28 protein-coding genes are annotated in these 23,435 nt (G+C 71.8%); 13 read left to right on the top strand and 15 right to left on the bottom strand.

The window, feature by feature from the left end; genetic code table 11:
* Nucleotides 1–13: 13 nt before the first annotated feature.
* Both KALB_RS42065 and KALB_RS42070 read right to left on the bottom strand, forming a co-directional pair.
* The gene (locus KALB_RS42065) at nucleotides 14–856 is read right to left on the bottom strand and encodes an SAM-dependent methyltransferase (protein ID WP_025361693.1); all 843 of its coding nucleotides are present in this window, start codon (nucleotides 854–856) and stop codon (nucleotides 14–16) included.
* A gap of 77 nt (nucleotides 857–933) precedes the next feature.
* Nucleotides 934–1,755: an SAM-dependent methyltransferase gene (locus KALB_RS42070; RefSeq protein WP_025361694.1), complete on the bottom strand. Its 822-nt coding sequence runs from the start codon at nucleotides 1,753–1,755 to the stop codon at nucleotides 934–936.
* 154 nt (nucleotides 1,756–1,909) lie between these two features.
* Here KALB_RS42070 and KALB_RS48065 point away from each other — a divergent pair, with 154 nt between their 5' ends.
* On the top strand, nucleotides 1,910–2,830 hold the full coding sequence (locus KALB_RS48065; protein WP_158510906.1) for a pentapeptide repeat-containing protein: 921 nt from the start codon (nucleotides 1,910–1,912) through the stop codon (nucleotides 2,828–2,830).
* Here the strand turns inward: KALB_RS48065 and KALB_RS42080 are convergent.
* Nucleotides 2,760–3,683: a LysR family transcriptional regulator gene (locus tag KALB_RS42080; protein WP_025361696.1), complete on the bottom strand. Its 924-nt coding sequence runs from the start codon at nucleotides 3,681–3,683 to the stop codon at nucleotides 2,760–2,762. The genes KALB_RS48065 and KALB_RS42080 overlap by 71 nt on opposite strands.
* A gap of 113 nt (nucleotides 3,684–3,796) precedes the next feature.
* Here KALB_RS42080 and KALB_RS42085 point away from each other — a divergent pair, with 113 nt between their 5' ends.
* The 3 genes from KALB_RS42085 (at nucleotide 3,797) to KALB_RS42095 (ending at nucleotide 6,636) form a co-directional block, all read left to right on the top strand.
* The gene (locus tag KALB_RS42085; protein ID WP_025361697.1) at nucleotides 3,797–4,657 is read left to right on the top strand and encodes an aldo/keto reductase; all 861 of its coding nucleotides are present in this window, start codon (nucleotides 3,797–3,799) and stop codon (nucleotides 4,655–4,657) included.
* Nucleotides 4,658–4,753: 96 nt separating this feature from the next.
* Nucleotides 4,754–5,575, top strand: a complete 822-nt coding sequence (locus tag KALB_RS42090) for a lysozyme (protein WP_411931045.1) — start codon at nucleotides 4,754–4,756, stop codon at nucleotides 5,573–5,575.
* Nucleotides 5,576–5,778: 203 nt separating this feature from the next.
* Entirely contained in the window at nucleotides 5,779–6,636 is an 858-nt protein-coding gene (locus KALB_RS42095) for a lysozyme (protein WP_025361699.1), read from the top strand.
* Between the two features lie 125 nt (nucleotides 6,637–6,761).
* Here KALB_RS42095 and purL read toward each other — a convergent pair whose 3' ends face one another.
* From purL to purS, 3 genes are read right to left on the bottom strand one after another with little or no spacing between them, the layout of a single operon-like run.
* Complete coding sequence (purL, locus tag KALB_RS42100; RefSeq protein ID WP_025361700.1) at nucleotides 6,762–9,050, bottom strand: phosphoribosylformylglycinamidine synthase subunit PurL; 2,289 nt, start codon at nucleotides 9,048–9,050, stop codon at nucleotides 6,762–6,764.
* Entirely contained in the window at nucleotides 9,047–9,721 is a 675-nt protein-coding gene (gene purQ / locus KALB_RS42105) for a phosphoribosylformylglycinamidine synthase subunit PurQ (RefSeq protein ID WP_025361701.1), read from the bottom strand. The genes purL and purQ overlap by 4 nt, the downstream gene beginning before the upstream one ends.
* Entirely contained in the window at nucleotides 9,718–9,957 is a 240-nt protein-coding gene (gene purS, locus KALB_RS42110; RefSeq protein ID WP_025361702.1) for a phosphoribosylformylglycinamidine synthase subunit PurS, read from the bottom strand. The genes purQ and purS overlap by 4 nt, the downstream gene beginning before the upstream one ends.
* A gap of 204 nt (nucleotides 9,958–10,161) precedes the next feature.
* Here purS and KALB_RS42115 point away from each other — a divergent pair, with 204 nt between their 5' ends.
* Complete coding sequence (locus KALB_RS42115; RefSeq protein ID WP_025361703.1) at nucleotides 10,162–11,154, top strand: NAD-dependent epimerase/dehydratase family protein; 993 nt, start codon at nucleotides 10,162–10,164, stop codon at nucleotides 11,152–11,154.
* Between the two features lie 31 nt (nucleotides 11,155–11,185).
* Complete coding sequence (locus KALB_RS42120; protein WP_025361704.1) at nucleotides 11,186–11,827, top strand: MBL fold metallo-hydrolase; 642 nt, start codon at nucleotides 11,186–11,188, stop codon at nucleotides 11,825–11,827.
* Here the strand turns inward: KALB_RS42120 and KALB_RS42125 are convergent.
* Complete coding sequence (locus tag KALB_RS42125; protein WP_025361705.1) at nucleotides 11,798–12,511, bottom strand: DUF2334 domain-containing protein; 714 nt, start codon at nucleotides 12,509–12,511, stop codon at nucleotides 11,798–11,800. The two genes, KALB_RS42120 and KALB_RS42125, sit on opposite strands and share 30 nt — an antisense overlap.
* A 63-nt stretch (nucleotides 12,512–12,574) precedes the next feature.
* Complete coding sequence (locus KALB_RS42130; protein ID WP_025361706.1) at nucleotides 12,575–13,450, bottom strand: phosphoribosylaminoimidazolesuccinocarboxamide synthase; 876 nt, start codon at nucleotides 13,448–13,450, stop codon at nucleotides 12,575–12,577.
* A 94-nt stretch (nucleotides 13,451–13,544) separates the two neighbouring features.
* Here KALB_RS42130 and KALB_RS50025 point away from each other — a divergent pair, with 94 nt between their 5' ends.
* The 5 genes from KALB_RS50025 to KALB_RS42150 are packed head-to-tail and all read left to right on the top strand — an operon-like array spanning nucleotide 13,545 to nucleotide 15,856.
* Nucleotides 13,545–13,667, top strand: coding sequence for a hypothetical protein (locus KALB_RS50025; protein ID WP_268872233.1), 123 nt, complete (start codon nucleotides 13,545–13,547; stop codon nucleotides 13,665–13,667).
* A gap of 6 nt (nucleotides 13,668–13,673) precedes the next feature.
* Nucleotides 13,674–14,351, top strand: a complete 678-nt coding sequence (locus tag KALB_RS44720) for a hypothetical protein (protein WP_025361707.1) — start codon at nucleotides 13,674–13,676, stop codon at nucleotides 14,349–14,351.
* Between the two features lie 58 nt (nucleotides 14,352–14,409).
* Complete coding sequence (locus KALB_RS48970) at nucleotides 14,410–14,892, top strand: hypothetical protein (RefSeq protein ID WP_025361708.1); 483 nt, start codon at nucleotides 14,410–14,412, stop codon at nucleotides 14,890–14,892.
* Nucleotides 14,889–15,317, top strand: a complete 429-nt coding sequence (locus KALB_RS42145; RefSeq protein WP_148309871.1) for a hypothetical protein — start codon at nucleotides 14,889–14,891, stop codon at nucleotides 15,315–15,317. The genes KALB_RS48970 and KALB_RS42145 overlap by 4 nt, the downstream gene beginning before the upstream one ends.
* Before the next feature lie 41 nt (nucleotides 15,318–15,358).
* Complete coding sequence (locus tag KALB_RS42150) at nucleotides 15,359–15,856, top strand: hypothetical protein (protein ID WP_025361710.1); 498 nt, start codon at nucleotides 15,359–15,361, stop codon at nucleotides 15,854–15,856.
* Here the strand turns inward: KALB_RS42150 and KALB_RS42155 are convergent.
* The 5 genes from KALB_RS42155 to KALB_RS42175 are packed head-to-tail and all read right to left on the bottom strand — an operon-like array spanning nucleotide 15,840 to nucleotide 20,015.
* Nucleotides 15,840–16,673: an MOSC domain-containing protein gene (locus KALB_RS42155; RefSeq protein WP_025361711.1), complete on the bottom strand. Its 834-nt coding sequence runs from the start codon at nucleotides 16,671–16,673 to the stop codon at nucleotides 15,840–15,842. The genes KALB_RS42150 and KALB_RS42155 overlap by 17 nt on opposite strands.
* Nucleotides 16,674–16,694: 21 nt before the next feature.
* Nucleotides 16,695–18,128: an adenylosuccinate lyase gene (gene purB / locus KALB_RS42160; RefSeq protein ID WP_025361712.1), complete on the bottom strand. Its 1,434-nt coding sequence runs from the start codon at nucleotides 18,126–18,128 to the stop codon at nucleotides 16,695–16,697.
* Between the two features lie 11 nt (nucleotides 18,129–18,139).
* A complete protein-coding gene (locus tag KALB_RS42165) occupies nucleotides 18,140–18,721 on the bottom strand; it encodes a TetR/AcrR family transcriptional regulator (RefSeq protein WP_025361713.1) in 582 nt (193 codons plus the stop codon).
* Between the two features lie 22 nt (nucleotides 18,722–18,743).
* On the bottom strand, nucleotides 18,744–19,481 hold the full coding sequence (locus KALB_RS47355; RefSeq protein WP_025361714.1) for a hypothetical protein: 738 nt from the start codon (nucleotides 19,479–19,481) through the stop codon (nucleotides 18,744–18,746).
* A gap of 15 nt (nucleotides 19,482–19,496) precedes the next feature.
* Nucleotides 19,497–20,015, bottom strand: coding sequence for a SigE family RNA polymerase sigma factor (locus KALB_RS42175; protein ID WP_025361715.1), 519 nt, complete (start codon nucleotides 20,013–20,015; stop codon nucleotides 19,497–19,499).
* Between the two features lie 153 nt (nucleotides 20,016–20,168).
* On the opposite strand from KALB_RS42175, the gene KALB_RS42180 reads away from it, so the two are divergent.
* Nucleotides 20,169–21,188, top strand: a complete 1,020-nt coding sequence (locus tag KALB_RS42180; RefSeq protein WP_025361716.1) for a threonine aldolase family protein — start codon at nucleotides 20,169–20,171, stop codon at nucleotides 21,186–21,188.
* Nucleotides 21,189–21,279: 91 nt separating this feature from the next.
* The gene (locus tag KALB_RS42185) at nucleotides 21,280–21,870 is read left to right on the top strand and encodes an HAD family hydrolase (RefSeq protein WP_025361717.1); all 591 of its coding nucleotides are present in this window, start codon (nucleotides 21,280–21,282) and stop codon (nucleotides 21,868–21,870) included.
* On the opposite strand, the gene KALB_RS48380 is transcribed toward KALB_RS42185, so the two are convergent.
* Both KALB_RS48380 and KALB_RS42195 read right to left on the bottom strand, forming a co-directional pair.
* Nucleotides 21,871–22,026, bottom strand: a complete 156-nt coding sequence (locus KALB_RS48380) for a hypothetical protein (RefSeq protein ID WP_025361718.1) — start codon at nucleotides 22,024–22,026, stop codon at nucleotides 21,871–21,873.
* A gap of 210 nt (nucleotides 22,027–22,236) precedes the next feature.
* Complete coding sequence (locus KALB_RS42195; protein ID WP_025361719.1) at nucleotides 22,237–23,391, bottom strand: pyridoxal phosphate-dependent aminotransferase; 1,155 nt, start codon at nucleotides 23,389–23,391, stop codon at nucleotides 22,237–22,239.
* Between the last annotated feature and the right edge of the window lie 44 nt (nucleotides 23,392–23,435).

Genomic DNA, 23,435 nt, shown 5'->3' on the forward strand with positions numbered 1-23,435 from the left:
TTGGTCCACCCGGTCATGGCCGTCGCCCCACCACCGCGTAGGCGCCGGCGTGCTCGGGCTGCTCATCGATGTCCTCCGCCGGGCCACTCTCGCTGGACTCGGATCCCACTGCTCGCCAGTGCGGAACCTGCACCACTCCAGGTTCCGCCAGTTCGAAGCCGGCTAACAAGCTGGACACCTCCCCGCGGGTCCTGGGGTAGATCTCGATGGCGTAGCTGCGGTACAGCTCCTGTGCCCTGGCGAAGGTGTCGTCGCCACCGTCCACCGTGGAGTGCGACACCACCAGGTGGCTGCCCGGGGCCATGCGCTCGCGGTAGCGTGCGATCAGGGCCACCAGGTCCTCGGCGTAGGGCACGAAGTCGAGCACGAACAACATGAGCAGGCCCACCGGCCGGTTCAGGTCGATCAGCTTGCGGGTCGTGGGGTCGTCCAGCACCGAGTCGGGCTCGCGCAGGTCGGCCTGGATGATCGCCGAGTTGGGGCCCTCCACCATGCAGCGGCTGTGCGCCACCACCATGGGGTCGGCGTCCACGTGCACCACGCGGGCCGCGGAGGTGGCGCGCTTGGCCACGTCATAGGCGTTGCCCGCGGTGGGCAGTCCGGACCCGAGGTCGATGAACTGGCTCACACCGCACTCGACGAGGTAGCGCACGGCACGGCCGAGGAAGGCTCGATTGGTCTGCACCAGACGGGGCAACTGCGGCATCAGGCGCACCGCCTGCTCGGCCAGCTCCCGGTCCACGGCGAAGTTGTGCGCCCCACCGAGCAGGTAGTCGTCGATCCGGGCCACGCTGACCCGGCGCAGGTCGACCTCCCCCGCACCATTGGACTTCCTGGCCTGGTTCGGGTGCTCCACGCGGTCACCTCTCGTCCCTGGCGTCTGTTCACCCGAATAGGACCGGTCGCGAGCATACGGGCGGGTAGGCCGGGCGTCTAACGACACGGTTTCCTCCCCACCCCGGCGAAGCCGAGGTAGCGGTGGGCGTCCCCGGGCACCTCCTCGTCGGGGTCCGGGCGCCACAGCGGGAGGCGCACCACCCCGGGCTCCAGCAGGTCGAAGCCGGAAAACAGGCGAGCGACGCGGTCCGAACGGCGGAAGTGCAGCACCGAGACCTCTCGGTCGTAGAGGTCCACGGCCGAGGCCCAGCCGGACGGCGGGTCGGATTCACTGTCAAAACCCGCGTGGGAGAGCACCAGGTAGCTGCCCTCGGACATCAACTGGCGGTAGACCGCGACAACGCCCTCGGGGTCGTCGGAGTCCGGCACGAAGTGCAGCACGAAGTTCATCAGCACGGCCACCGGGCGGTCCAGCTCCAGCACCCCGCCGCGCTGTGCCTCGTCGAAGATCCGTTTGGGGTCCCGGATGTCGGCCTGCAACGCGGCGGCCCGCTCGTTGCCCGCCAGCATGGTGTTGCTGTGCGCCACGGCAACCGGGTCCACGTCCACGTAGAGCACGCGGGCCGTCGGGTTCTCCGCCTGCGCGACCTCGTGCACGTTGCCCGCGGTGGGGATGCCCGCGCCCAGGTCGAGGAACTGGGTTACGCCCGAACGCACCAGCATCCGCACCGAACGGCGCAGGAAGGCCCGGTTCAGGCGCATCACCTGGTCCAGCCCCGGCATCAGGCGCAGCGTCTGCTCGGCGACGGCCCGGTCAACGGCGAAGTTGTGTGCCCCGCCGAGGTAGTAGTCGTAGACACGGGCCGAGCTGGGCCTGCTGACGTCCACGTCCACTGGCGCCCACGACGGCCGATCCACCTCACTGCCCTCCCTGACCCACACCACGGCCGCGCCTCACTGCGCTGCACGCACAGTCGATCACACACGGTCGCCGACCGGAACGGACCAGTGGAACACCCGCACCGGGGTGCCCGCGTCACCATGAGGCGAAGGACACAGCGAGAATACCGGTGTGGGCGATCAAGTCTGGCTGTGGACAAGTGGCGCAGCGGTGCTCGTGCTGCTCGTCGTGGTGCCGGTCATCGGCCGGAGGTGGGCCCGGATGGTGTGGCTGCCGACCTGCATCCTGGCCTTCGCGGTGCTGGCGGCCGTCACCGGCTGGCTGCGCCTGGTCGAGCCGGGGACCAGCCACGTGGAGGCGCTCAAGACCGGCGGCCTGGCCGCGGCCTCGGTGGTGGCGCTCTACGGGCTGTGGCTCAACGATCGGCGCCGCCGGGTGGAGGAGCGCCGTCAGGAGCAGGAGGACCTGCGCATCGCGCACGACCGGGAGCGGGTGGCCGACGAGCGCTTCGCCAAGTCGGTGGAGCTGCTCGGGCACGCGGGCGACCAGGTCCGGCTGGGCGCCATGCACGCGCTGGCCAACCTGGCGCGCAGCCGCCGCGAGTACACCCAGACCGTGCTCGACGTGCTCTGCGCGTACCTGCGGCGGCCGTTCGCGCTCGGTGAGGACGACCTGGAGAAGCAGGTGCGGCTGACCGCCCAGCGGCTGGTCGGCGCGCTGCTGCCCGCGGCGGGCTCGGACGGCCCGGACTACGACCTGGACCTGACCGGGGCGACCCTGGAGTACCTGGACCTGTCCGGGCGCCGGATCGGCGAGCTGACCATGCGCCGGGCCAACCTGCACCAGGCCACCGCGCTGTACGAGGCCGAGATCCGCGGCCCGGCCTGGTTCACCGCGGCCACGGCGCACTACCGGTTCGTGGCCCACCGCACGACCTTCCACGACAAGGCGTGGTTCAGCGGGTTCGTGGCGGTGGGTCCGGCCGACTTCTCCGGGGCGCGCTTCCTCGGCGAGACGAAGTTCAGCCGCGCGCGGTTCCAGGACACGATGCGCTCGGCAGCGCAGCCGTCTCCCGGGCCGATTCCCGGCTGACCATCCGCAGCAGCACGCTGGCCGCCGCGCTGTGCGAGGCGGGCGTCACGATCACCGTCTCCCAGCAGGGCACGGCCCCGGCCAGCGGCACGAAGCGGGCCTCGGTCCGCTTGTGCGCGAAGTGCTCGGGCACCAGCGCCACACCCAACCCGCAGGCCACCAGGTCCAGCAGGGAGTGCACGTCGTTGACCTCCAGCGCCACGTGCCGGTCCACGGCCGCCGCCGCGAGCACGCGGTCCACGGTGTCGCGGGTCCCCCAGCCCGGGTTGTAGTCCACGAACGACAGCCCGGACAGCTCCTCCAGCGCCACCTCGGAGCGCAGCGCGAACGGGTGTTCCGGCCCGCAGGTCAGCGCCATCGGCACGGCCGCGAGCGGGGTCATCATCACGTCGTCCGGGCAGCGCGCGGGGCGGGACACGAAGGCCACGTCCAGCCGGCCGGTGCGGACCTGTTCGATCAGGTCGGCGCTCTCGCTGTGCCGCAGCTGCATCTGCACCCCGGGGTGCGCCGCGCTGAACTGGGCCAGCACGCGGGGCAGGTCCACCGTGCACAGGCACTGGATCGTGCCCACGGCCAGCCGCCCGCGCAGCAGGCCCTGCACGGCGGCGACGGCGTCCCTGGCGGCGGCCACGTTGGTGAGCGCCCGCCGCGCCTCCACCAGCAGCGCGCGGCCCGCCTCGGTCAGCTCGACCTGCCGGGTGCTGCGCAGGAACAGGGTCGCGCCGAGCTCGCGCTCCAGGGTGCGGATCGAGGCGGACAGGCCGGACTGGGCCACGTGCAGACGCTGCGCGGCCCTGGTGAAGTGGCACTCCTCGGCGACCGCCACGAAGTACTCGAGCTGTCGCAACTCCACGATTGAGCACCTCACGCGATCGAGGGGATCAGTTTCTTCTGTTGGACAGCTTAATGCGTCCGGGTGGAGGCTGGAACCGTTGACCGAGACGATGCAGTAAGGGGATCCACGAGATGCAGACTCGTCGCATCGGCGACGCGCAGGTGAGCGCGATCGGACTGGGCGGCATGCCGCTGTCCATCGAGGGCCGCCCGGACGAGGCGCGCGCCGTCGCCACCATCCACGCCGCGCTGGAGGCGGGCGTCACGCTGATCGACACCGCCGACGCCTACTCGCTGGGCGGGCCGGACACCGGCCACAACGAGGCGCTGATCGCCAGGGCGGTGGCCTCCTTCGGCGGGGACACCTCCGAGGTGCTGATCGCCACCAAGGGCGGCCACCTGCGGCCCGGGGACGGCACCTGGACGCTGGACGGCACGGCCGCGCACCTGAAGCAGGCCTGCGAGGACTCGCTCAAGCGGCTGGGCGTCGAGGCGATCGGGCTCTACCAGTTCCACCGGCCCGACCCCGACACCGACTACGCCGAGTCCATCGGCGCGCTGCGCGACCTGCTGGACCAGGGCAAGATCCGGTTCGCGGGCATCTCCAACGCCAACCCGGAGCAGATCCGGCTGGCCGACGAGATCCTCGGCGGGCGCCTGGTCTCGGTGCAGAACCAGTTCTCGCCGGAGTTCCGCTCCAGCGAGCCGGAACTGCGGCTGTGCGAGGAGATGGGCGTGGCCTTCCTGCCGTGGAGCCCGCTGGGCGGCATCACCAAGGCCGCCGAGCTGGGCTCGCGCTTCGCCGCCTTCAACGAGGTGGCCGCGCGGCACGGGGTCAGCCCGCAGCAGGTGACCCTGGCCTGGATGCTGGCCAAGTCCCCGGTGGTGATCCCGATCCCGGGCTCCAGCAGGCCGGAGACGATCCGCGACTCGGCCGCCGCCGTGCACCTGGAGCTGTCCGCCGAGGACATCACCGCGCTCGACGCCGCATAGCGGACACGCCCACGATCGTTCCTTTCCTGATGCGGATTGCGCTGAACGGACTAGCCTTGTGGTCCGTTCAGCGCCCCCGAGGGGAAGGACGACGCCTTGGAGTCCACGGCTCGAACAACATTGCGAGCACTGCTCGCGACGGCTGCGGCCAGCGCGCTGCTGGCGGTCGTCTGCCCCGCCTCGGCCACCGCTTCCCCGCTGGCGCCCGCACATCCCGAGGACGACTTCGCCGGGGCTCAGATCCGCAAGCACGAGGGCACCGACCCGGGCCGCGTCGTGGAGTTGTCCGTCGCGGAGGACACCCTGGGCATGGACGTCAGCAGCCACCAGGGCAACGTGGACTGGCCCAAGGCCAGCCGGGACGGCGCGAAGTTCGTCTACATCAAGGCGACCGAGGGCGTCACCTACACCAACCCGAACTTCACCCAGCAGTACAACGGTTCCTACGACGTGGGCATGATCCGCGGCGCCTACCACTTCGCGCTGCCCGACGTCTCCGACGGCAGGACCCAGGCCAACTACTTCATCGATCACGGTGGTGGCTGGTCGAAGGACGGCAGGACCCTGCCGCCCGCGCTGGACCTGGAGTACAACCCGTACGGGGACACCTGTTACAAGAAGTCGCCCGCCGACATGGTCGCCTGGACCCGGGCCTTCAGCGACCGGGTCCGCGAGCGCACCGGCCGGTTGCCGACCATCTACACGAGCACCTCGTGGTGGTCCAAGTGCACCGGCAACAACGGCGGCTTCGGCGCCAATCCGCTGTGGATCCCGCGCTACGGGCCGGAAGTGGGCACGCTGCCCAACGGCTGGGCGCGGCAGACGATCTGGCAGTTCGCCGACAAGGGGACCTTGCCCGGGGACCAGAACCGCTACGCGGGCAACCAGGACGGGCTGCGCTCCTTCGCCACCGGGTGAACTTCGTGTGACCGATTCACCGACAACCGTGACCTGCCCACGGTTCGTGGATCACACTGCACACGTCCCACGTCGGATTACTCCGTACACGTGAGAAATTCACTGTCAATCTAGCCATCACGTGGATCGTCGCTCACACTGAGAACCAACGTGGTCGCCCCACGTGATCCGCTTCCCCTGCGGGCAGATCGAGAGGTTCCACTATGGCCGGAACAGCACTGGCGGCCCGGACCAGACTCGCCGCCATCGCGGTAGCGACCGGAGCTCTGCTGATGGGCGGGATGGTACCCGCGAACGCCGCACCGCCCACCCCCGATGGCAACAATCCGCCACTGTCCGTTCAGGACGCGCAGCACAACCACGTGCTGGGATCGCAGATCCGCAAGCACGAGGGCGCGCGCGGCGCGAGCAGACCGCTGCCGATGCGCGCCGAGGACGTCGTCTACGGCATGGATGTCAGTTCCTACCAGGGAGACGTGGACTGGCAGACCGCGTGGAACAACGGCGGGCGCTTCGCCTACATCAAGGCGACTGAGGGCACGTACTACACCAACGCGAACTTCACCCAGCAGTACAACGGTTCCTACAACGTTGGCATGATCCGCGGCACGTACCACTTCGCCACGCCGAACACGACCAGCGGCGGCACCCAGGCCAACTACTTCGTGGACCACGGCGGCGGCTGGTCCTCCGACGGCAAGACCCTGCCCGGGGCGCTGGACATCGAGTGGAATCCCTACGGGGACACGTGTTACGGGCTCTCGCCGGGTGCGATGGTGCGGTGGATCCTGGACTTCAGCGACACCTACAAGGCCCGCACCGGGGTCTTCCCCGTGATCTACACGGCCACCACCTGGTGGTCGCAGTGCACCGGCAACCAGGGCGACTTCACCTCGACGAACCCGTTGTGGGTGGCCAGGTACGCCTCCTCGGTGGGCGCGCTGCCCTACGCCTGGACCTTCTACACCTTCTGGCAGTACTCGAACTCCGGCACGTTCCCCGGTGACCAGAACCTGTTCAACGGTTCCTACGACCGGCTCGTCGCGCTGGCCAAGGGCTGAACCACCCCCGCCGCGCCGGCGGTCCATCCACGCAGGACGGGCCGTCGGCGCACCTAATCCGCCCCCAAACAGACCGGCAGGGCAGGTCCTGGTGGTCCCTGCCCTGCCGGTCGATTCCGCTCCGCTCAGTCGAACAGCGCGGGCAGCGTGCCCTCCCAGGCCTCGCGCAGCTCGTCCAGGCCGAAAGTGGCCACGTCCTGGATCTCCAGCGAGCCCGCCTCCGGGTCCACCACGCCGATGCGCGCCCACGGCAGGCCGCGGGCGGTGCACATCTCGGTGAACCGCAGTTCCTCCGAGCGCGGCACCGCCACCAGCACGCGGCCCGCCGACTCCGAGAACAGCTGCACGAACGGGTCGCTGCCCTCGGGCAGGAAGACCCGCGCGCCGGTCTCGCCGATCAGGCAGGACTCCACCACGGCCTGGGCCAGCCCACCGTCGGACAGGTCGTGCGCCGCGGAGATCATGCCGTCGCGGGAGCCCGCCACCAGTACCTCGGCCAGCAGCCGCTCGCGGTCCAGGTCCACCTTGGGCGGCAGGCCGCCCAGGTGCCCGTGCACCACGTGCGCCCACTCCGAGCCGCCGAACTCCTCGTGCGTGTCGCCGAGCAGCAGCAGGGTGTCGCCCGCCTCGGCACCGATCCCGGTGGGGATGCGGCGGGTCACGTCGTCGATCACGCCGAGCACGCCGACCACCGGGGTGGGCAGGATCGCCGTGGAACCGGTCTGGTTGTAGAAGCTGACGTTGCCGCCGGTGACCGGGATGCCCAGCTCGCGGCAGCCGTCGGCCAGGCCCTTCACGGCCTGCTCGAACTGCCACATCACCGCGGGGTCCTCCGGCGAACCGAAGTTCATGCAGTTGGTCACGGCCAGCGGGGTCGCGCCCGTGGTGGCCACGTTGCGGTACGCCTCGGCCAGTGCCAGCTGCGCCCCGGTGTACGGGTCCAGGCGGCAGAACCGGCCGTTGCAGTCGGTGGACATCGCGACACCGCGGCCGGTCCGCTCGTCGATCCGGATCATGCCGGAGTCGGCGGGCTGGGCCAGCACCGAGTTGCCGCGCACGTAGCGGTCGTACTGCTCGGTGACCCAGCGCTTGGAGGCCAGGTTCGGCGAGGACACCATGCGCAGCACCAGCTCGCGCAGTTCGTCCGGAGTGGACGGACGCGCCAGCGACTCGGGACCGTTGGCGCGCAAGGCGTCCTGGTCGGCCGGGCGCTCGATCGGCCGGTGGTAGACCGGGCCCTCGTGCGCCACGGTGCGCGGCGGCACGTCCACCACGACCTGGTCGTGCCAGGTGATGACCAGCCGGTCCCCGTCGGTGACCTCGCCGATCTCCGTGGCGATGACGTCCCACTTGGCGCAGATCCGCATGAACGCGTCCACGTTGGCCGGGGTCACCACGGCCATCATGCGTTCCTGCGACTCGCTGGACAGGACCTCCGCGGGGCTCATGCCGGTGGCGCGCAGCGGGACCCGGTCCAGCCACACGTGCATGCCGCCGTCACCCGCGCTGGCCAGCTCGCTGGTCGCGCAGGACAGTCCGGCCCCGCCCAGGTCCTGGATGCCGACCACGATGCCCTCGCGGTACAGCTCCAGGCAGCACTCGATGAGGACCTTCTCGGTGAACGGGTCGCCGACCTGCACGCTGGGCAGCTTCTTGCGCCCGCTGCCGGACTCGTCCCCGGAGAAGGTGTCGCTGGCCAGCACCGACACGCCGCCGATGCCGTCCAGGCCGGTGCGCGCGCCGAACAGGATGACCTTGTTGCCGGTGCCCGAGGCGTGCGCCAGGTGCAGGTCCTCCACGCGCATCGCGCCGATGCAGGCCGCGTTGAGCAGCGGGTTGCCCGCGTAGGAGGGGTCGAACACCAGCTCGCCGCCGATGTTGGGCAGGCCGAGGCAGTTGCCGTAGCCGCCGACCCCCGCGACCACCCCGTGCAGCACGCGCCGGGTGTCGGGGGCGTCGGCCGGGCCGAAGCGCAGCGGGTCCAGCACCGCGACCGGGCGCGCGCCCATGGCCATGATGTCGCGCACGATGCCGCCGACGCCGGTGGCCGCGCCCTGGTAGGGCTCGATGTAGGAGGGGTGGTTGTGGCTCTCCACCTTGAAGGTGACCGCCCAGCCGTCACCGATGTCCACCACGCCGGCGTTCTCGCCGATGCCCGCCAGCATCTTGGCGCGCATCTCCTCGGTGGTGCTCTCACCGAAGTAGCGCAGGTGCACCTTCGAGGACTTGTACGAGCAGTGCTCGCTCCACATCACCGAGTACATCGCCAGCTCGGCCGCAGTGGGCCTGCGGCCGAGGATGTCGCGGATGCGCTGGTACTCGTCGTCCTTCAGGCCCAGCTCGCGGTAGGGCTGCGCCTGCTCCGGCGTGCTCTCCGCGTGGCCGACCGTGTCGATGAGTTCAGTCGTGGTCACGCCGCCACCAGGGAGTCGAGAACGGACAGGATCAGGCCCAGGCCGTCGTCGGACGGGCCGGTGAGCGCGTCGATCGCGTGCTCCGGGTGCGGCATCAGCCCGACCACCCGGCCGTTCGCGCTGCTGACGCCCGCGATGTCGTTCGTGGAGCCGTTGGGGTTGCCGCCGACGTAGCGGAACACCACCCGCCCCTCGCCCTCCAGTTCGTCCACAGTGGACTTCTCGGCCACGTAGCAGCCCTCACCGGACTTGAGCGGCACCAGGATCTCCGCGCCCTGCTCGTAGCGCGAGGTCCACGCCGAGCTCGCGTTCTCCACCCGCAGCCACTGGTCCCGGCACACGAAGTGCAGGCCCTGGTTGCGGATCAGCACGCCGGGCAGCAGGCCCGCCTCGCACAGGATCTGGAAGCCGTTGCAGATGCCCAGCACCGGCATGCCCTTGGCGGCCGCGGCGACCACCTCGGTCATCACCGGGGCGAACCGGGCGATGGCCCCACAGCGCAGGTAGTCCCCGTAGGAGAAGCCACCCGGCACGACCACGGCCTCCACCCCGCGCAGGTCCGCGTCGGCGTGCCACAGCGACACCGCCTCGGCGCCCGCGTAGGTCACCGCGCGGGCCGCGTCCACGTCGTCGAGCGTGCCCGGGAACGTGATGACGCCGATCTTGCTCATGACTCGACCCGGCGGACGACCCAGTCCTCCACGACCGGGTTCGCCAGGAAGGTCTCGGCGATCTTGGCGAGCGTGGCGTCGTCGACCGAGTCGTCGACCTCCAGCTCGAAGTGCTTGCCTTGGCGGACGCTGCCAATCCCGGAGAAGCCAAGGCGCGGCAGCGCGTTGGCCACGGCCTGCCCCTGGGGGTCGAGGATCTCGGGCTTGGGCATGACGTCGACGACGACTCGGGCCACTGCTGGATGCTCCCGGTTCGAGAGGGTCGGCGGTACCGCCAGAGCCTACCTGACCTGGGTGAAGGCCCCGACCCTCACGTGCCATGAAAGTGCCGTTCCTGGCGTTGAACGCCAGGAACGGCACTTTCATGGCGCCCCGCCGGGCACGTTCGCCCTGCGCGAGACCTGTGGCGCCGGCCACGGTGCGGGGCTTGGCTGGGGGCCATGCGAGTTCTGGTGCTGGGCGGAACGGTGTTCGTCAGCTGGGCGGTCGCCGAGGAGGCGCTGCGCAGGGGCCACGAGGTGGTGTGCGCGGCCAGGGGCACGAGCGGGCAGGTGCCCGCCGGGGCGCGGCTGGTGCGGGTGGACCGGGACGACCCGGCGGGCCTGGCGCCGCTGGCCGGGGAGCGGTTCGACGCCGTCGTCGACGTGGCGAAGATGTCCTACCCGTGGGTGCGCGACGCGCTGGCGGCGCTGGGCGCGGGGGCGGGGCACTGGACCTTCGTGTCCACGATCAACGTGTACGCGGACGAGGCGACGAAGGGCCTGGACGCGCGGGCCGCCCTACGCGAGCCGCTGACGGCCGAGGGCGGGGAACAGACCCCGGAGAACTACGGGGCGATCAAGGTCGCGAGCGAGGAGGCGGTGCGCGATGCGGTGGGCGACCGGGCCTTCGTGGTGCGCCCGGGACTGATCACGGGGCCGAAGGACGACTCGGACCGGTTCGGCTACTGGCCGGGGCGCATGGCCCGGGGCGGGCAGGTGCTGGTGCCGGACGCGGCGGAGCAGCTGGTGCAGTACGTGGACGTGCGCGACCTGGCGGCGTGGATCGTGGACGCGGCCGAGCAGCGGCTGGTCGGGGACTTCGACGCGGTGTGCCCGGCGCAGCGGCTGGGTGACCTGCTGGCGGGCATCGCGGAACTGGCGGCACCAGCGGGTACCGAGCTGGTGCCGGTGTCGCCGGAGGTGTTGACGGCCAACGGGGTCCAGCCCTGGGGTGGTCCGCGCTCGCTGCCGCTGTGGCTGCCCGCCGAGTACCACGGGATCGCCGCGCGCGAGGTGTCCGCCTCGCTGGCGGCCGGGTTGCGGCCGCGCCCGCTGGACGAGGTGGTGTCCGGGGCACTGGGGCGGGAACGGGAACTTGGCCTGGACCGGGAGCGCAGGGCGGGGCTGAGCCGGGCGGCCGAAGCCGAGGTGCTCGCCGCCGCGCGGGCATAGGCTGGTGGTGGACATCGTGAAGGAGCAATAGATGCAAATCGTCCACTTTGGACATGCCTGCGTGCTTCTGGACACCGGTTCGGCCCGGCTGCTGATCGATCCCGGCACGTTCTCCACCGGCTTCGAGTCGACCGAGGGCCTGGACGCGGTCCTGATCACGCACCAGCACTTCGACCACATCGACGTGCAGCGGCTGCCCGCGCTGCTGGCGGCCAACCCGGGCGCGAAGCTGGTCGTGGACCAGGACACCGTGCCCACGGTCGAGCCGCTGGGCCTGGAGTTCACCGTGGCCACCCCCGGCGACGAACTGCGGCTCGGCGGCGCGCGGGTGAACGTGATCGGCGGCAGGCACGCGAACGTCTACGGGGACATGCCCGGCTGCACCAACGTGGGGTACCTGGTCGACGAGGGCGCCTTCCTGCACCCCGGCGACTCGCTGGTGCGCCCCGAGCAGGAGGTGGACGTGCTCGGCCTGCCCACCTCCGGCCCGTGGCTCAAGCTCGCCGAGGCCATCGACTACCTGCGCGAGGTGGCGCCGAGGGTGGCCGTGCCGATCCACGAGGCGCTGTTCACCGAGGTCGGGCTGAACCTGGCCGTGACCATGTTCACCAACCTCAAGCAGGAGCAGTCCTCGGTGAACCTGCTAGCTCGCGGCGAGCTGACCAAGGTGTAGCGAGCCGTAGGTGACCGGCTCGGCGCCGTGGTGCAGCGCGATGTCCACGGCGTCGAGCAGGGCCTGCCTGGGGCCAGGCCGGTACAGGTCGGCGGCGTCGAAGGCGACCCGGACCAGGCCGCCGCGGCGGGCCGCCCTGGCCGCGCCGAGCACCAGCGCCCAGCACAGCCACTGCTCACCGCGCTCGACCCGGCTCATCGCGTGCACCCGGCCCGGTACGGCCTGGCCGGTGCGCAGGTTGTGCACCGCCGTGATGTCGGCGCACACCGTGAAGCCGTGCCGCCGCAGGGCGGTCAGCGTGCCGTGCGAGGCGAGCCAGCGCGGCGGGGCGAAGGCCTCGGTGTGCAGGTCGAGGCGCTCCAGCAGGGCGCGGGCCGCGACCAGCCGCAGGCTCGCCTCGTGTGCGGGCAGCGCGGCGAACTCGGCCTGCCTGCGGATCCCCCTGGGCCTGCGGCAGGGGTCCACGTCGTGGTCCAGGCCGTGCAGTACCACGGCGTCGCCGCTGGCGGCTCTGGTGCGGACCCACTTCAGCGCGGGCGAGTCGGCCGACTGCCGCTCCACGCGCGGGGCGACGAGCAGCGAGAGCCGCACGCCCCTCGTGCCGAGCTCCGCAGCCAGCTCAGCGCACTCGGTCAGGGTTCGGGAGTTGATGCCGGACAGCGAGACAACCAGCCGGGGGCTCACGCTCCCAGTGCGCCCGATCGGCGTGACAGGGGCCTGAACCCGAGGTGGAACCGGGACGAATCCTTACCGTCCGAATCGGCGGCCGGTGACCCGCTCGTAGGCCTCCACGTAGCGCGACCGGGTCGCGGCGACCACGTGCTCGGGCAGCGGCGGGGGCGGGGTGTCCGAGGCCCGGTCCCAGCCGGACTCCGGCGAGGTGAGCCAGTCCCGCACGTACTGCTTGTCGTAGGAGGGCTGCACCCGGCCCGCCTGGTAGCCCTCGGCGGGCCAGTAGCGCGAGGAGTCGGGGGTCAGCACCTCGTCGCCGAGCACCAGCTCGCCCTCGGCGTCCACGCCGAACTCCAGCTTGGTGTCGGCCAGGATGACGCCCGCCTTCTCGGCGATCCGGCTGCCCGCCTCGTACACGGCCACGGTCAGCTCGCGCAGCCGCCCGGCCAGTTCGGCGCCCTGCTGCTCGACGACCGCCTGGAAGCTGATGTTCTCGTCGTGCTCGCCGATCTCCGCCTTGCTGGCCGGGGTGAAGATCGTCTCCGGCAGCTTCGAGGACTCCACCAGCCCGGCGGGCAGCTCGACCCCGCAGACCGCGCCGGTGTTCCGGTAGTCGATCAGGCCGGAGCCGGTCAGGTAGCCGCGGGCCACGCACTCCACCGGCAGCATGGTGAGCCTGCGCACGAGCAGCGCGCGGTCGGCGACCTCGGCCGGGATGCGCTCGTCCTGCGCGGCGACCAGGTGGTTGGGCACCAGGTCGGCGAGCTGCTCGAACCAGAACACGCTCATCGCGGTGAGGATCGCGCCCTTGTCCGGGATCTCCGTGGGCAGCACCCAGTCGTAGGCGGACACCCGGTTGGAGGCGACGAGCAGCAGGTGCTCGGAGTCCACGGCGTAGAGCTCGCGGACCTTGCCCGCGGCGATCAGCTGGTAGTCGGCGAGTTCAGCCACGTCAGTGACCCTACAGAGCCACGAGCTGCGGCCAACCAGGTGATACGCACGGCGCAGCAGTAACGGTGAGTGACATCACACCGATCGGCGGGGCATGAGCGACTCCTCGGCGCTGGCCCGCTGGTGGTGGCGGCTTTCGGTCTGGTCCCGGCTGCTGGTGGCCCTCGGCGGCTGGCTCGCGGCGACGACCGCGTTCGCCCTGGCGTACGGCTGGTGAGGGCGGATGACGACCCCGTTCTCGGTCGGTGACGCCAGCGCGCTGCAGTCGCTGCAACACGGTCCGCACGCCTACCACTGCCCGCGCGGGCACGGTGCGCTCAAGGTGCGGCCCGACGGCCGGTTCGAGACCGGTCTGTCCCTGGTGTGTGCCGACTGCGGACACCAGGTGCCGGTCGACTTCGCACTCGTCGGCAAGGCAGTGACCGAATCCCTTGCGCTGCAACCGGTTCAGGGCACGTCGGTGCGACTGTTCGACGGGCGCACACCGATCGGCCTGCTGCCCGACGGCACGGTGCGCACCACCGGCTGGGTCCAGCTGTGGCGGCTGCCGGTGAGCTCGGGGCTGTGGGCACTGCTCGCCGGGTTCTGGCTCACGCTGCCCATCGGCCTGAACGGGATCTCGTTGGCACCGTTGATCGGTGCCGTGCTCGGCTACGCCCTGTGGCGCATGTGGACCCTGCTGCTGCGCCCCTCCTCGCGGGCGGTCAACCTGGGCCTGGTGCCCGCGAGCGAGCTGGCCGGTGGTGAGCTGGTCCGCGTCTACGGCTCGGCGGGGCCGGTGGGACAGGTGGCCGCCGTCGCCGCGAACGCCACCGGCACGGTGCTGGTGCGGCTGGTCGGCGGCCAGGAGTTCGGCGTGGCCCCGCAGCGCCGGGTGTGGCAGGCCGAACTGCGCAGCTGAACAGGTGAACCGCGCGCCCCGCGGTAACGGCCGACGGCCGGGCTCGGATGCACAGCGAGTGACAGATTCCGCTGGTACCGAGCGGTTCGCGCTGGCCCGCTGGTGGTGGCGAACCCCGGGCTGGTCCCGCCTGCTCACCTCGTTGGGCGGGGGTTCCGGGCTGCTGGTGGCGCTCACCATCGCGTTCGGCGCTCCGGTGGGCCCGCCGGCGCCACCGGTCACCACACCACAGGAGCTCGTGGCCCCGGTGCTCACCACCACGACAACGCCCGCACCGACCACAACCACTGTCACCACAACCTCTGTCACCACAAAGGTTGTCACCACCACGACGACAACCACGACCCAGGCGCCGCCACCACCCAGCAACGACCCGCCGACCTACCAGCCGCCCCAGCAACCGACCACCGAGCCGCCGTCCGGGCAGCTCGGGGTGACGTCGGGCGCGTTCTGCTCGCTGGAAGGCGCGCTCGGTGTGACGAAGGCTGGCAAACCCATGGTGTGCAAGGGTCCTGGGCAGCTGAGGTGGCGGGCCGCATGACCCCGCGAGGACTGTGTCCGGACGGGACGGTGCGGACCACCGGCTGGTTGCAGGCGGGCACGACCCCGATCAGCTCCGGGCTGTGGGCGCTGCTGGGCGGTCTGTTCCTGACGATCCCCTTCGCGGGCGGCCGTCCCGCGCTGACCTGGCTGCCACTGGTGTCGGCGGCTTTCGTGTTCGGCGCGTGGAAGTCGTGGACCGTGCTGGTCCGCCCGGCCTCCAAGGCGGTGAACACCCGGCTCGACCCGGCGGGCGAGCTGCGGCCCGGCGAGTGGGTCCGGCTGTACGGCTCCGCGGGGCCGGTGGGGCAGGTGGAGGCGCTGCACTTCGCCGAGGACGGACAGCTGCACCTGTGGCTGGTCGGCGGTCTGGAGCAGGTGCTCGCGGCGGAGCAACCCGTGTGGCGGGTGGAGTTGCGCAGCTGAGGGTCTGGCGCCAACCGGGGTGCCGGGCGCATCCTGTGCCGGTGACGGCCCTCGACGGGCAGGCCGCGGCGCTGGAACGCCTGCGGATGCTGGCGATCGAGCGGATGGCAGGCGACGAGGTCGACGCCGATCTGCTGATCAGGGCCGGGCTGGACGCGGTGCTCGCGGGTGTCGACTCGCCCTCGCTGGGCGTGCTCGCCGGGCTGGGCGAGCAGGAGCGGTCCGAGGCGGCGGGGGTGTTCGACGGGGTGGTCGCCGAACTGGCGCTCGCGCCCGGCCTCGGCCACGACCCGACCAGCGACCGGTGGACCCTGGTGCGCTGGCTCGCGCGGCTGGTCGCCGAGGACGAACTGGACGCGGTGACCGGGGCGCGCAGGCTGGCCGAGTGCTGGCACAAGCTGGGGCGTCCCGACGAGCTCACCGGGTTGGCGAGCTGGCTCGGCGAGTACGACTCGTGGTGTCCGGTGTGGAGCGTGCCGAGGCAGTTCTACGTGGACCGGATCCGCGAGGAGGCGCGGCGGATCAGCTCGCCGGGCTGAGTTCCGCCCACCGGTCCACGCAGACCTCGTCGCCAACGGAGAGCGAACCGGTGCGCAGCACGGCGGCCTTCATGCCGAAGGTGACGCCGCCACCGGGATCGCGCCGGTAGTCGGCGAGCGTGCGGATGGGCTCGGGCCCCGCCCTGCGCCCGGTGTCCTGGTCGACCATCGGCACGGTGCAGCGCACGCACAGCTTTGCGTAGCCGAACTCGGCGGTACCGATGGACAGCCGACGGGCCCGGTCCTCGGTGTGCGGCTCCGGCCAGCCGGTGAGCACGATGTTGGGCCGGAACCGGTCCATCGGCACCGGGGCGGCACCGCGCGCCAGGATGCGCGAGTTCAGCTCGTCCAGCGAGGCCTCGGAGGCGATCAGCAGGGCGTGCGCGTCGGCGAAGGCGGCCGTGCCCTCGTACTCGCCGGCGCTGACCCGCTCGTGCTCGGGCGCGACCGTGACCAGGCGGCTCGGGTTGCCCAGCACCGCGCTGAACCACTCGGCCGCCTCGTCACCCTGGTCGGCGGCGGTCACCTCGGTCCGCTGCACCAGCACCCGGCGACGGGGCGCCAGCGGCCGGACCTCCACCACCAGATCCTCGACCCCAGCTGCGGACAGCTCGAGCCGGGCCCCACCGTCCAGCACGGTCGGCCTGATGCGAGCCATGTTCGGGTCGTTGCGCTGGCTGCGGAACCTGCCCTCCGCGTCCACCACCATGAACGTCCGGTCGTGTTGCAGACCGATGTCCCAGACCGCCGCCGTGTCCAGCGGGGTTCCCGCACAGCCCTTCACCGGGTAGCTGACCAAAGCCGAGACGTGCACCATGGCCCGAAGCTACCCCTCGGATCAGAGGATCGGCTCGGGAACGTACCCCGCTGCCTGCGGAAAGCGGTCCAGCAGCTTGGTGACCTCGGCCACAACGGCGTCCACCTGGGCCCCGGCCACCCCGGTGAAGGACAGCCGGTCGGCCAGCAGCTCGTCCAGCCGCGCGCGGTCCAGCGGCAGGCGCTCGTCGGCGGCCAGCCGGTCCAGCAGGTCGTTGCGCTCGGCGCCCTGCTCGCGCATGGCCAGCGCCACGGCCACCGCGTTCTCCTTGATCGCCTCGTGCGCGGTCTCCCGGCCAACGCCCGCGCGCACCGCGCCCATCAGCACCTTCGTGGTGGCCAGGAACGGCAGGTAACGGTCCAGTTCGCGGGCCACGACGGCCGGGTAGGCGCCGAACTCGTCGAGCACCGTCAGCAGGGTCTCCAGCAGGCCGTCCAGCGCGAAGAACGCGTCGGGCAGCGCGACCCTGCGCACCACCGAGCAGGACACGTCCCCCTCGTTCCACTGGTCACCGGCCAGCTCCCCGGTCATCGACAGGTAGCCGCGCAGGATCACCGCCAGCCCGTTGACCCGCTCGCAGGAGCGCGTGTTCATCTTGTGCGGCATGGCACTGGAGCCGACCTGGCCCGGCTTGAAGCCCTCGGTCACCAGTTCGTGCCCGGCCATCAGCCGGATCGTCTTGGCCAGGCTGGACGGGGCCGCGGCCAGCTGCACCAGCGCGGAGAGCACGTCGAAGTCCAGCGAGCGCGGGTAGACCTGGCCCACGCTGGTGAGCACCCGCTCGAAGCCCAGGAACCCGGCCACCTTCCGCTCCAGCTCCGCCAGCTTGGCGGAGTCCCCGCCGAGCAGGTCGAGCATGTCCTGGGCGGTGCCGACCGGCCCCTTCACCCCGCGCAACGGGTAGCGCGCGATCAGCTCCTCCAGCCGCGAGAAGCCCACCATGAGCTCGTCGGCGGCGGTGGCGAACCGCTTGCCCAGGGTCGTCGCCTGCGCGGCCACGTTGTGCGAGCGCCCGGCCATCACCAGCTCGCTGTGCTCCAGCGCGAGCCGCGCCAGCCGGGCCAGCACGGCGGCGACCCGCCCGCGCACGTGCTCCAGCGACTGGCGGATCTGCAACTGCTCGACGTTCTCGGTGAGGTCGCGCGAGGTCATGCCCTTGTGCACGTGCTCGTGCCCGGCCAGCGCGTTGAACTCCTCGATCCGGGCCTTCACGTCGTGCCGGGTGACCCGCTCGCGCTCGGCGATCGAACCCAGGTCGACCTGCTCCAGCACCCGCTCGTAGTCGGCGACGGCCTGCTCCGGGACGTCGATGCCCAGCTCGGCCTGTGCCCGCAGCACGGCGACCCAGAGCTGGCGCTCCAGCACGACCTTGTGCTCCGGCGACCACAGCCGCACGAGGTGGCCCGAGGCGTAGCGGGCGGCGAGCACGTTGGGGATGAGCGGCTTCGACGTCACGTTTCCGCAGCTTACTTGGCCAGTTCGGGCAGCACCGACAGCAGCATGCGCCGGGCGGCCTCGCGCGGATCGGGGTGCACCTCGATCAGGGCGTTCACCACGGCACCGTCCACCACCGCCACCACCAGGTCGACCCGCTCGTCGTCGGCGTGCACCCCGCCCGCGGCCAGCACGTCCTTGAGCAGTTGGCGCAGCTCGGCGCTCGTCGTGCGCATCAACGGCCGCAGGTAGGCCCGGCGCCCGGTGGCCACCAGCCGCTCGTAGCGCAGCAGCACGGCGTCGAAGTCGCACTCGGTGCTGGACCCCAGCAGCATGTCCAGCAGGAACTCGGCGGTGGCCAGGTCCTCGCCCGCCGCCGCCAGCCGGGCCCGCCCCTGCGCCAGCTCGGTGCGCGAGTGCAGCTCCATCGCCGCCTCGACCAGCTCGTCCAGCGAGCTGAAGTAGTACGTGGTCGAGGCCAGCGGCAGCCCGGCCCGCTCGGCGACGGCCCGGTGCCGCACGGCCTCGAAACCGCCCTCGACGAGCAGCTCGGCCGCCGCCTCGACCAGCGCCTGACGGCGTCGCTCTCCCTTGGGCGTACTGGCGGCGGTCATGCCAAGCGATGGTGCCAGGTGCTCAGAACTTCGTCGCGACGCGGGCCGCGATGTCGTTCAACTGCGGCCCGAAAGGTGCACCGGCGGACCCGTTCATGGGCCTGCTGATCAGCGTCAGCACCCCACCGGAGCGGGTGGCCGCCGGCACCTGCCTGGTGCCCTCCGTGGGCAGCGGCTTGACCTGCGGGGGCTTGCCGGTCGCGGGGTCGGCGGGCACCGTCGCGGGCACCACCACCGCCTCCACGAAGCCCGAGTTGGTGCCGTCGGTGACGTGGAAGCCCGCACCGCGCGAGTTCGCGGGGCACTGGGCGTCGGCGGCAGCGGCCTCGACCCCCGTGGCCGCGGGCAGCTCGGCCACCAGTGCGGCGGCCACCCCCTGGTCCACCGGCCCGCAGTCGCTGTGCCCGCTCTCCACCTTCGGCCCCAGCGTGCCCGCGTTGCCCGAGCTGTTCGGGCCCGCCGGCACGCCGCCGTCCATGGACATCGTGGTGGACGGTCCGCGCTGCTCCCCGGCACCGGGTGCCGGTGCGCTCACGGTCTGCCCGCTCGTGGCCTTCGGCAGGGTCGTGACCACCGCGCCCACGCCGACCAGCAGCAGCACCCCGCAGGCCGCACCCGCGCCGACCATCGCCCGGCGCCGGGCCCGCGCGGTGGCCACCAGCGAGGCCGCCGTCACGTCACGTTCGTTGAAGGACGCCGGTGGCATGTCACCCACGGCTTCGCGGAACGCCTCCGCGAGTGCCTTCTCATCCACCTGCATCCACCTCCTCAGCGGTCACGACGCCGACCGCAGGTCGTCCAGCATGTCACCCAGCTGCCCGCGCAGCGCCTCCAGGCCCCGCGCCGTCTGGCTCTTCACGGTGCCCTCGGTGCACCGCAGGGCCTTGGCGGTCGCGGCCACGTCCAGGCCCTCCAGGAACCTCAGCACCAGCACCGCCCGCTGCCTCGGCGGTACCTTGCGCAGCGCGCCGAGCAGTGCCTCGCGGACCGCGACCCGCTCACCGAGGTCGCCCTCACCGGTCGTGCCCTCCGGGAGCTGGTCGGTGAACCGCTCCCGACGCCACGGCCTGCGTGACTCGTCGATCGACGCGCGCACCACCGTCCTGCGGACGTAGGCGTCCAGGGCATCCCTGTCCCGGATCTTGTGCCACCTCCGGTGCACGGCGACGAACGCGGTCTGCGCGAGGTCGTCCGCGCGGTGCCAGTCGCCACACAGCAGGTACGCGGTTCGGCGCACGGCATCGCGCCGCGCCACGAAGTACTCCGCGAACTCCTGTTCGTCGCGCTGGTCCACGCGGGCTCACTTTGCTCGTCGTGCTGGCACCTGTAGGACGGAAACGTCCGCGTCTACGGTTGCACGTCCCGCCGATGTGCTCCACACCACCCCCGGCGGCGCACCCACCGGGTGGGTGACCGGCGCCACCACCCGGTGTGGTGTGATCCGAACGTGACCAACCTGCCGCCGCTGGACTTCCGCTCCGACACCGTGACCAAGCCCGACGAGCAGATGCGCACGGCGATGGCCAACGCCGAGGTCGGCGATGACGTGCTCGACCACGACCCCACCATGCGCGCGCTGGAGGAGCGGGTCGCCGGGCTGCTGGGCACCGAGTCGGCGCTGTGGGTACCCAGCGGCAGCATGGGCAACCTGATCGCGCTGTTCCTGCACCTGCGCAAGGGTGACCGGTTCCTGGCCCCGCTGGGCGCGCACGTGCTGGAAGCCGAGCTGGGCACCGCGGCCTGGATCGCGGGCGGCATGCCGCACCCGATGGACTGGGACGCGGGCCCCGGCCGGATGTCGGCCGCCGCGATCCACGAGGTGGCCGCCAACGAGGCCCCGTACGACGGGCTGCGCACCACCCTGCTGTGCATCGAGAACACGCACAACGCCGCGGGTGGGGCCGTGCTGCCGCTGGACGCGCACGTGCAGCTCGTGGCCGCCGCGCGGGAGTGCCGCCTCAAGGTGCACCTGGACGGGGCGCGGCTGTGGAACGCCGCCGCGGCCCTCGGCGTGGCCCCCACGGAGCTGACCGTGGGCGTGGACACCGTGCAGGTGTGCCTGAGCAAGGGCCTGGGCGCCCCGGTGGGCTCGGTGGTCGCGGGCAGCGCCGAGTTCGTGGCCGAGGCCAGGCGGGTACGCAAGATGCTCGGCGGTGGGGTCCGCCAGGGCGGGGTGCTCGCCGCGGCCGGGCTGGTGGCCCTGGACCGGATCGACACGATCGGCGAGGACCACGTCAACGCCAGGACCCTGGCTGCGGGGCTGACCGAGCTGGGGTGGAGTGTTCGCGAACCGGACACCAACATCGTCCTTGCGGCGGTGCCGGACGTGCGCAATACGATCAAGGGACTGGCCAGGCTCGGCATCCTGACCACGCCGATAGCGGGGCAGGTGCGGTTCGTGACGCACCGCGACGCCGGTGCCGGGGACGTGAAAGAGGCGCTGCACCGCATCTCCAGCGCGAGCTAGAGGAGGATTCTGCGTGAGCGAGCTTGCGAGCGAGCCAGAAAGCACAGGGCCAGCGCGAAGCGCTGCGCCGAGCGCCAGCGAGGTGCGGCGATTGAGCTGGTTGGTGTTCGACTACGGCGAGGTCATCAGCAGGCGCACGCAGGCCGTGCCGCTGCTCGCCGAGCGCATGGGCGCCCCGGTGGAGGAGTTCGAGCCCGCGTACTGGCCCGCCCGCGACCAGTACGACCGCGGCGGCTCCGACCTGGACTACTGGAACGCGGTGGGCGCCCCGCTGGGCATCCAGGTGGACCAGGCCCTCTCGGACGAGCTCACCAAGATCGACATCGAGGGCTGGCTGCCCACCGACGAGGGCACCCTGCGGCTGCTCGCCGACCTGTCGGCCGCGGGCGCGCAGCTGGCCCTGCTGTCCAACGCGCCGGTGTCCTTCGCCAGGGTCGCCGAGCACCAGCCGTGGACCGAGCACTTCCAGCACCTGGTGTTCTCCGGGGACCTGGCGGTGGCCAAGCCGGACGCCGAGATCTGGGCCGCGCTGGTGCGGCGGTTGGGCACCACCCCGGGCGAGTGCCTGTTCCTGGACGACCGGCAGGTCAACATCGACGGGGCGCGGCGGGCCGGGCTGCGGGCCCAGCTGTGGCCGGGTGCCGAGGCTGTCCGGCCACTGCTGGCGGAGTTCGGCGTGTGATCAGGTGCGCGACTTGTTCTTGATCGCGCCGTAGGCGGCCGTGCCGATGAACAGCACGCCGCCGACGACCGCGAGCCAGAACAGGCCCTTGAGCACCGCCCCGAGGATCGTGATCCCCAGCCAGATGACCAGCAGAATTCCGATGACGGCGAGCATGGCGGCCTCCTACGCGGCGTTGTCTGGCTCCAGCCTGCCACGCGGTACCGACGATCCAGCCCGTTCTGCGGGGAGTTCAGGGTCCAACCAGGGTCACCCTGAGCGGGACTCGCGCGCCCCAGGCCGGGACACGCGCACGACCTGGGCCGCCCACCCGGCGAGTCCCGCTCTGCCGGGCGCGAGTCCCGCCTACCCGCGGGCGAATCCCGGTCAGCGGTGCAGCCAGCTGCCGAGGCGGGCCAGGGCCTGCTCCATGTCGGCGGTGGACCCCGCGAAGCTCATCCGCACGCTGCGGTGCCCGTCGACCGGGTCGAAGTCGATGCCCGGCACGATCGCCAACCCGGTGTCGGCCAGCAGCTCCCGGCAGAACGCCATGCTGTCCTGGGTCAGGTGCGAGACGTCGGCGTACAGGTAGAACGCCCCGTCGGCCGGTGCGAGCCTGTCGATGCCCAGGGCACGCAGCCCGCCGACGAGCAGGTCCCGGTTCGCCCGGTAACGGGCCACGTGCGACTCGACCTCGGCGTAGGACTCGGGCGAGAAGGCCGCCACCGCCGCGTGCTGCGCCATGGCGGGCGGGCACAGGGTGAAGTTGCCGGTGAGGCAGTCCACCGCGCGCAGCAGCCGGTGCGGCAGCAGCATCCAGCCCAGCCGCCAGCCGGTCATCGAGAAGTACTTGGAGAAGCTGTTCACCACGATCGACTCGCGCGAGGTCTGCCAGGCGCAGTCGAGCTGCTCCCCGTAGCTGATCCCGTGGTAGATCTCGTCGCTGACCAGCTGCACCTCGTGGGCCTCACACCAGCTCGCGATGCGGGCCAGTTCCTTGGCACCCAGCACCGTGCCCGTCGGGTTCGCCGGGCTGGCCACCACCAGGCCGCGGATCGGCTCGTCCAGTGCCTCCAGCATCTCGACCGTGGGCTGGAACCCGGTCTCCGGCCCGCACGGCAGGTCCACCACCTGGCAGCCCAGCGCGCTCAGGATGTTCCGGTACGCGGGATAGCCCGGCCTGGGCAGCGCGACCCGGTCGCCCGCCTCGAACGCGGCCAGGAACGCCAGCAGGAACGCACCCGAGGAGCCGGTGGTCGCGACGACCTGCTCCGGCCCGACCGCCAGCCCGTACCGGGACGCGTAGTGCCCGGCGATGGCCGCGCGCAGCTCGGGAATGCCCAGCTGCTCGGTGTAGCCCAGCGCGTGCTCCGCGATGGCCCGCGCCGCGGCCTCCCGCACCGGGGCGGGCGCGGGCGTGGACGGCTGACCGGCCGCCAACGACACGAGGTCCCCGTGCAGGCGCTGGCGCTCGGCGGCGGCCGACACCACCTCCATGACGTGGAACGGCGGGACGGCGGCACGGGTGGCAGCGGGGAGCATGCCGTCAGGTTAGTGCGGGCCCACTCGGCCCGACCCACACCGAG

Origin of the sequence: Kutzneria viridogrisea DSM 43870 (genome assembly GCF_000525635.1) — a bacterium.
GTDB classification, from domain to species: Bacteria; Actinomycetota; Actinomycetes; order Mycobacteriales; family Pseudonocardiaceae; genus Kutzneria; species Kutzneria viridogrisea.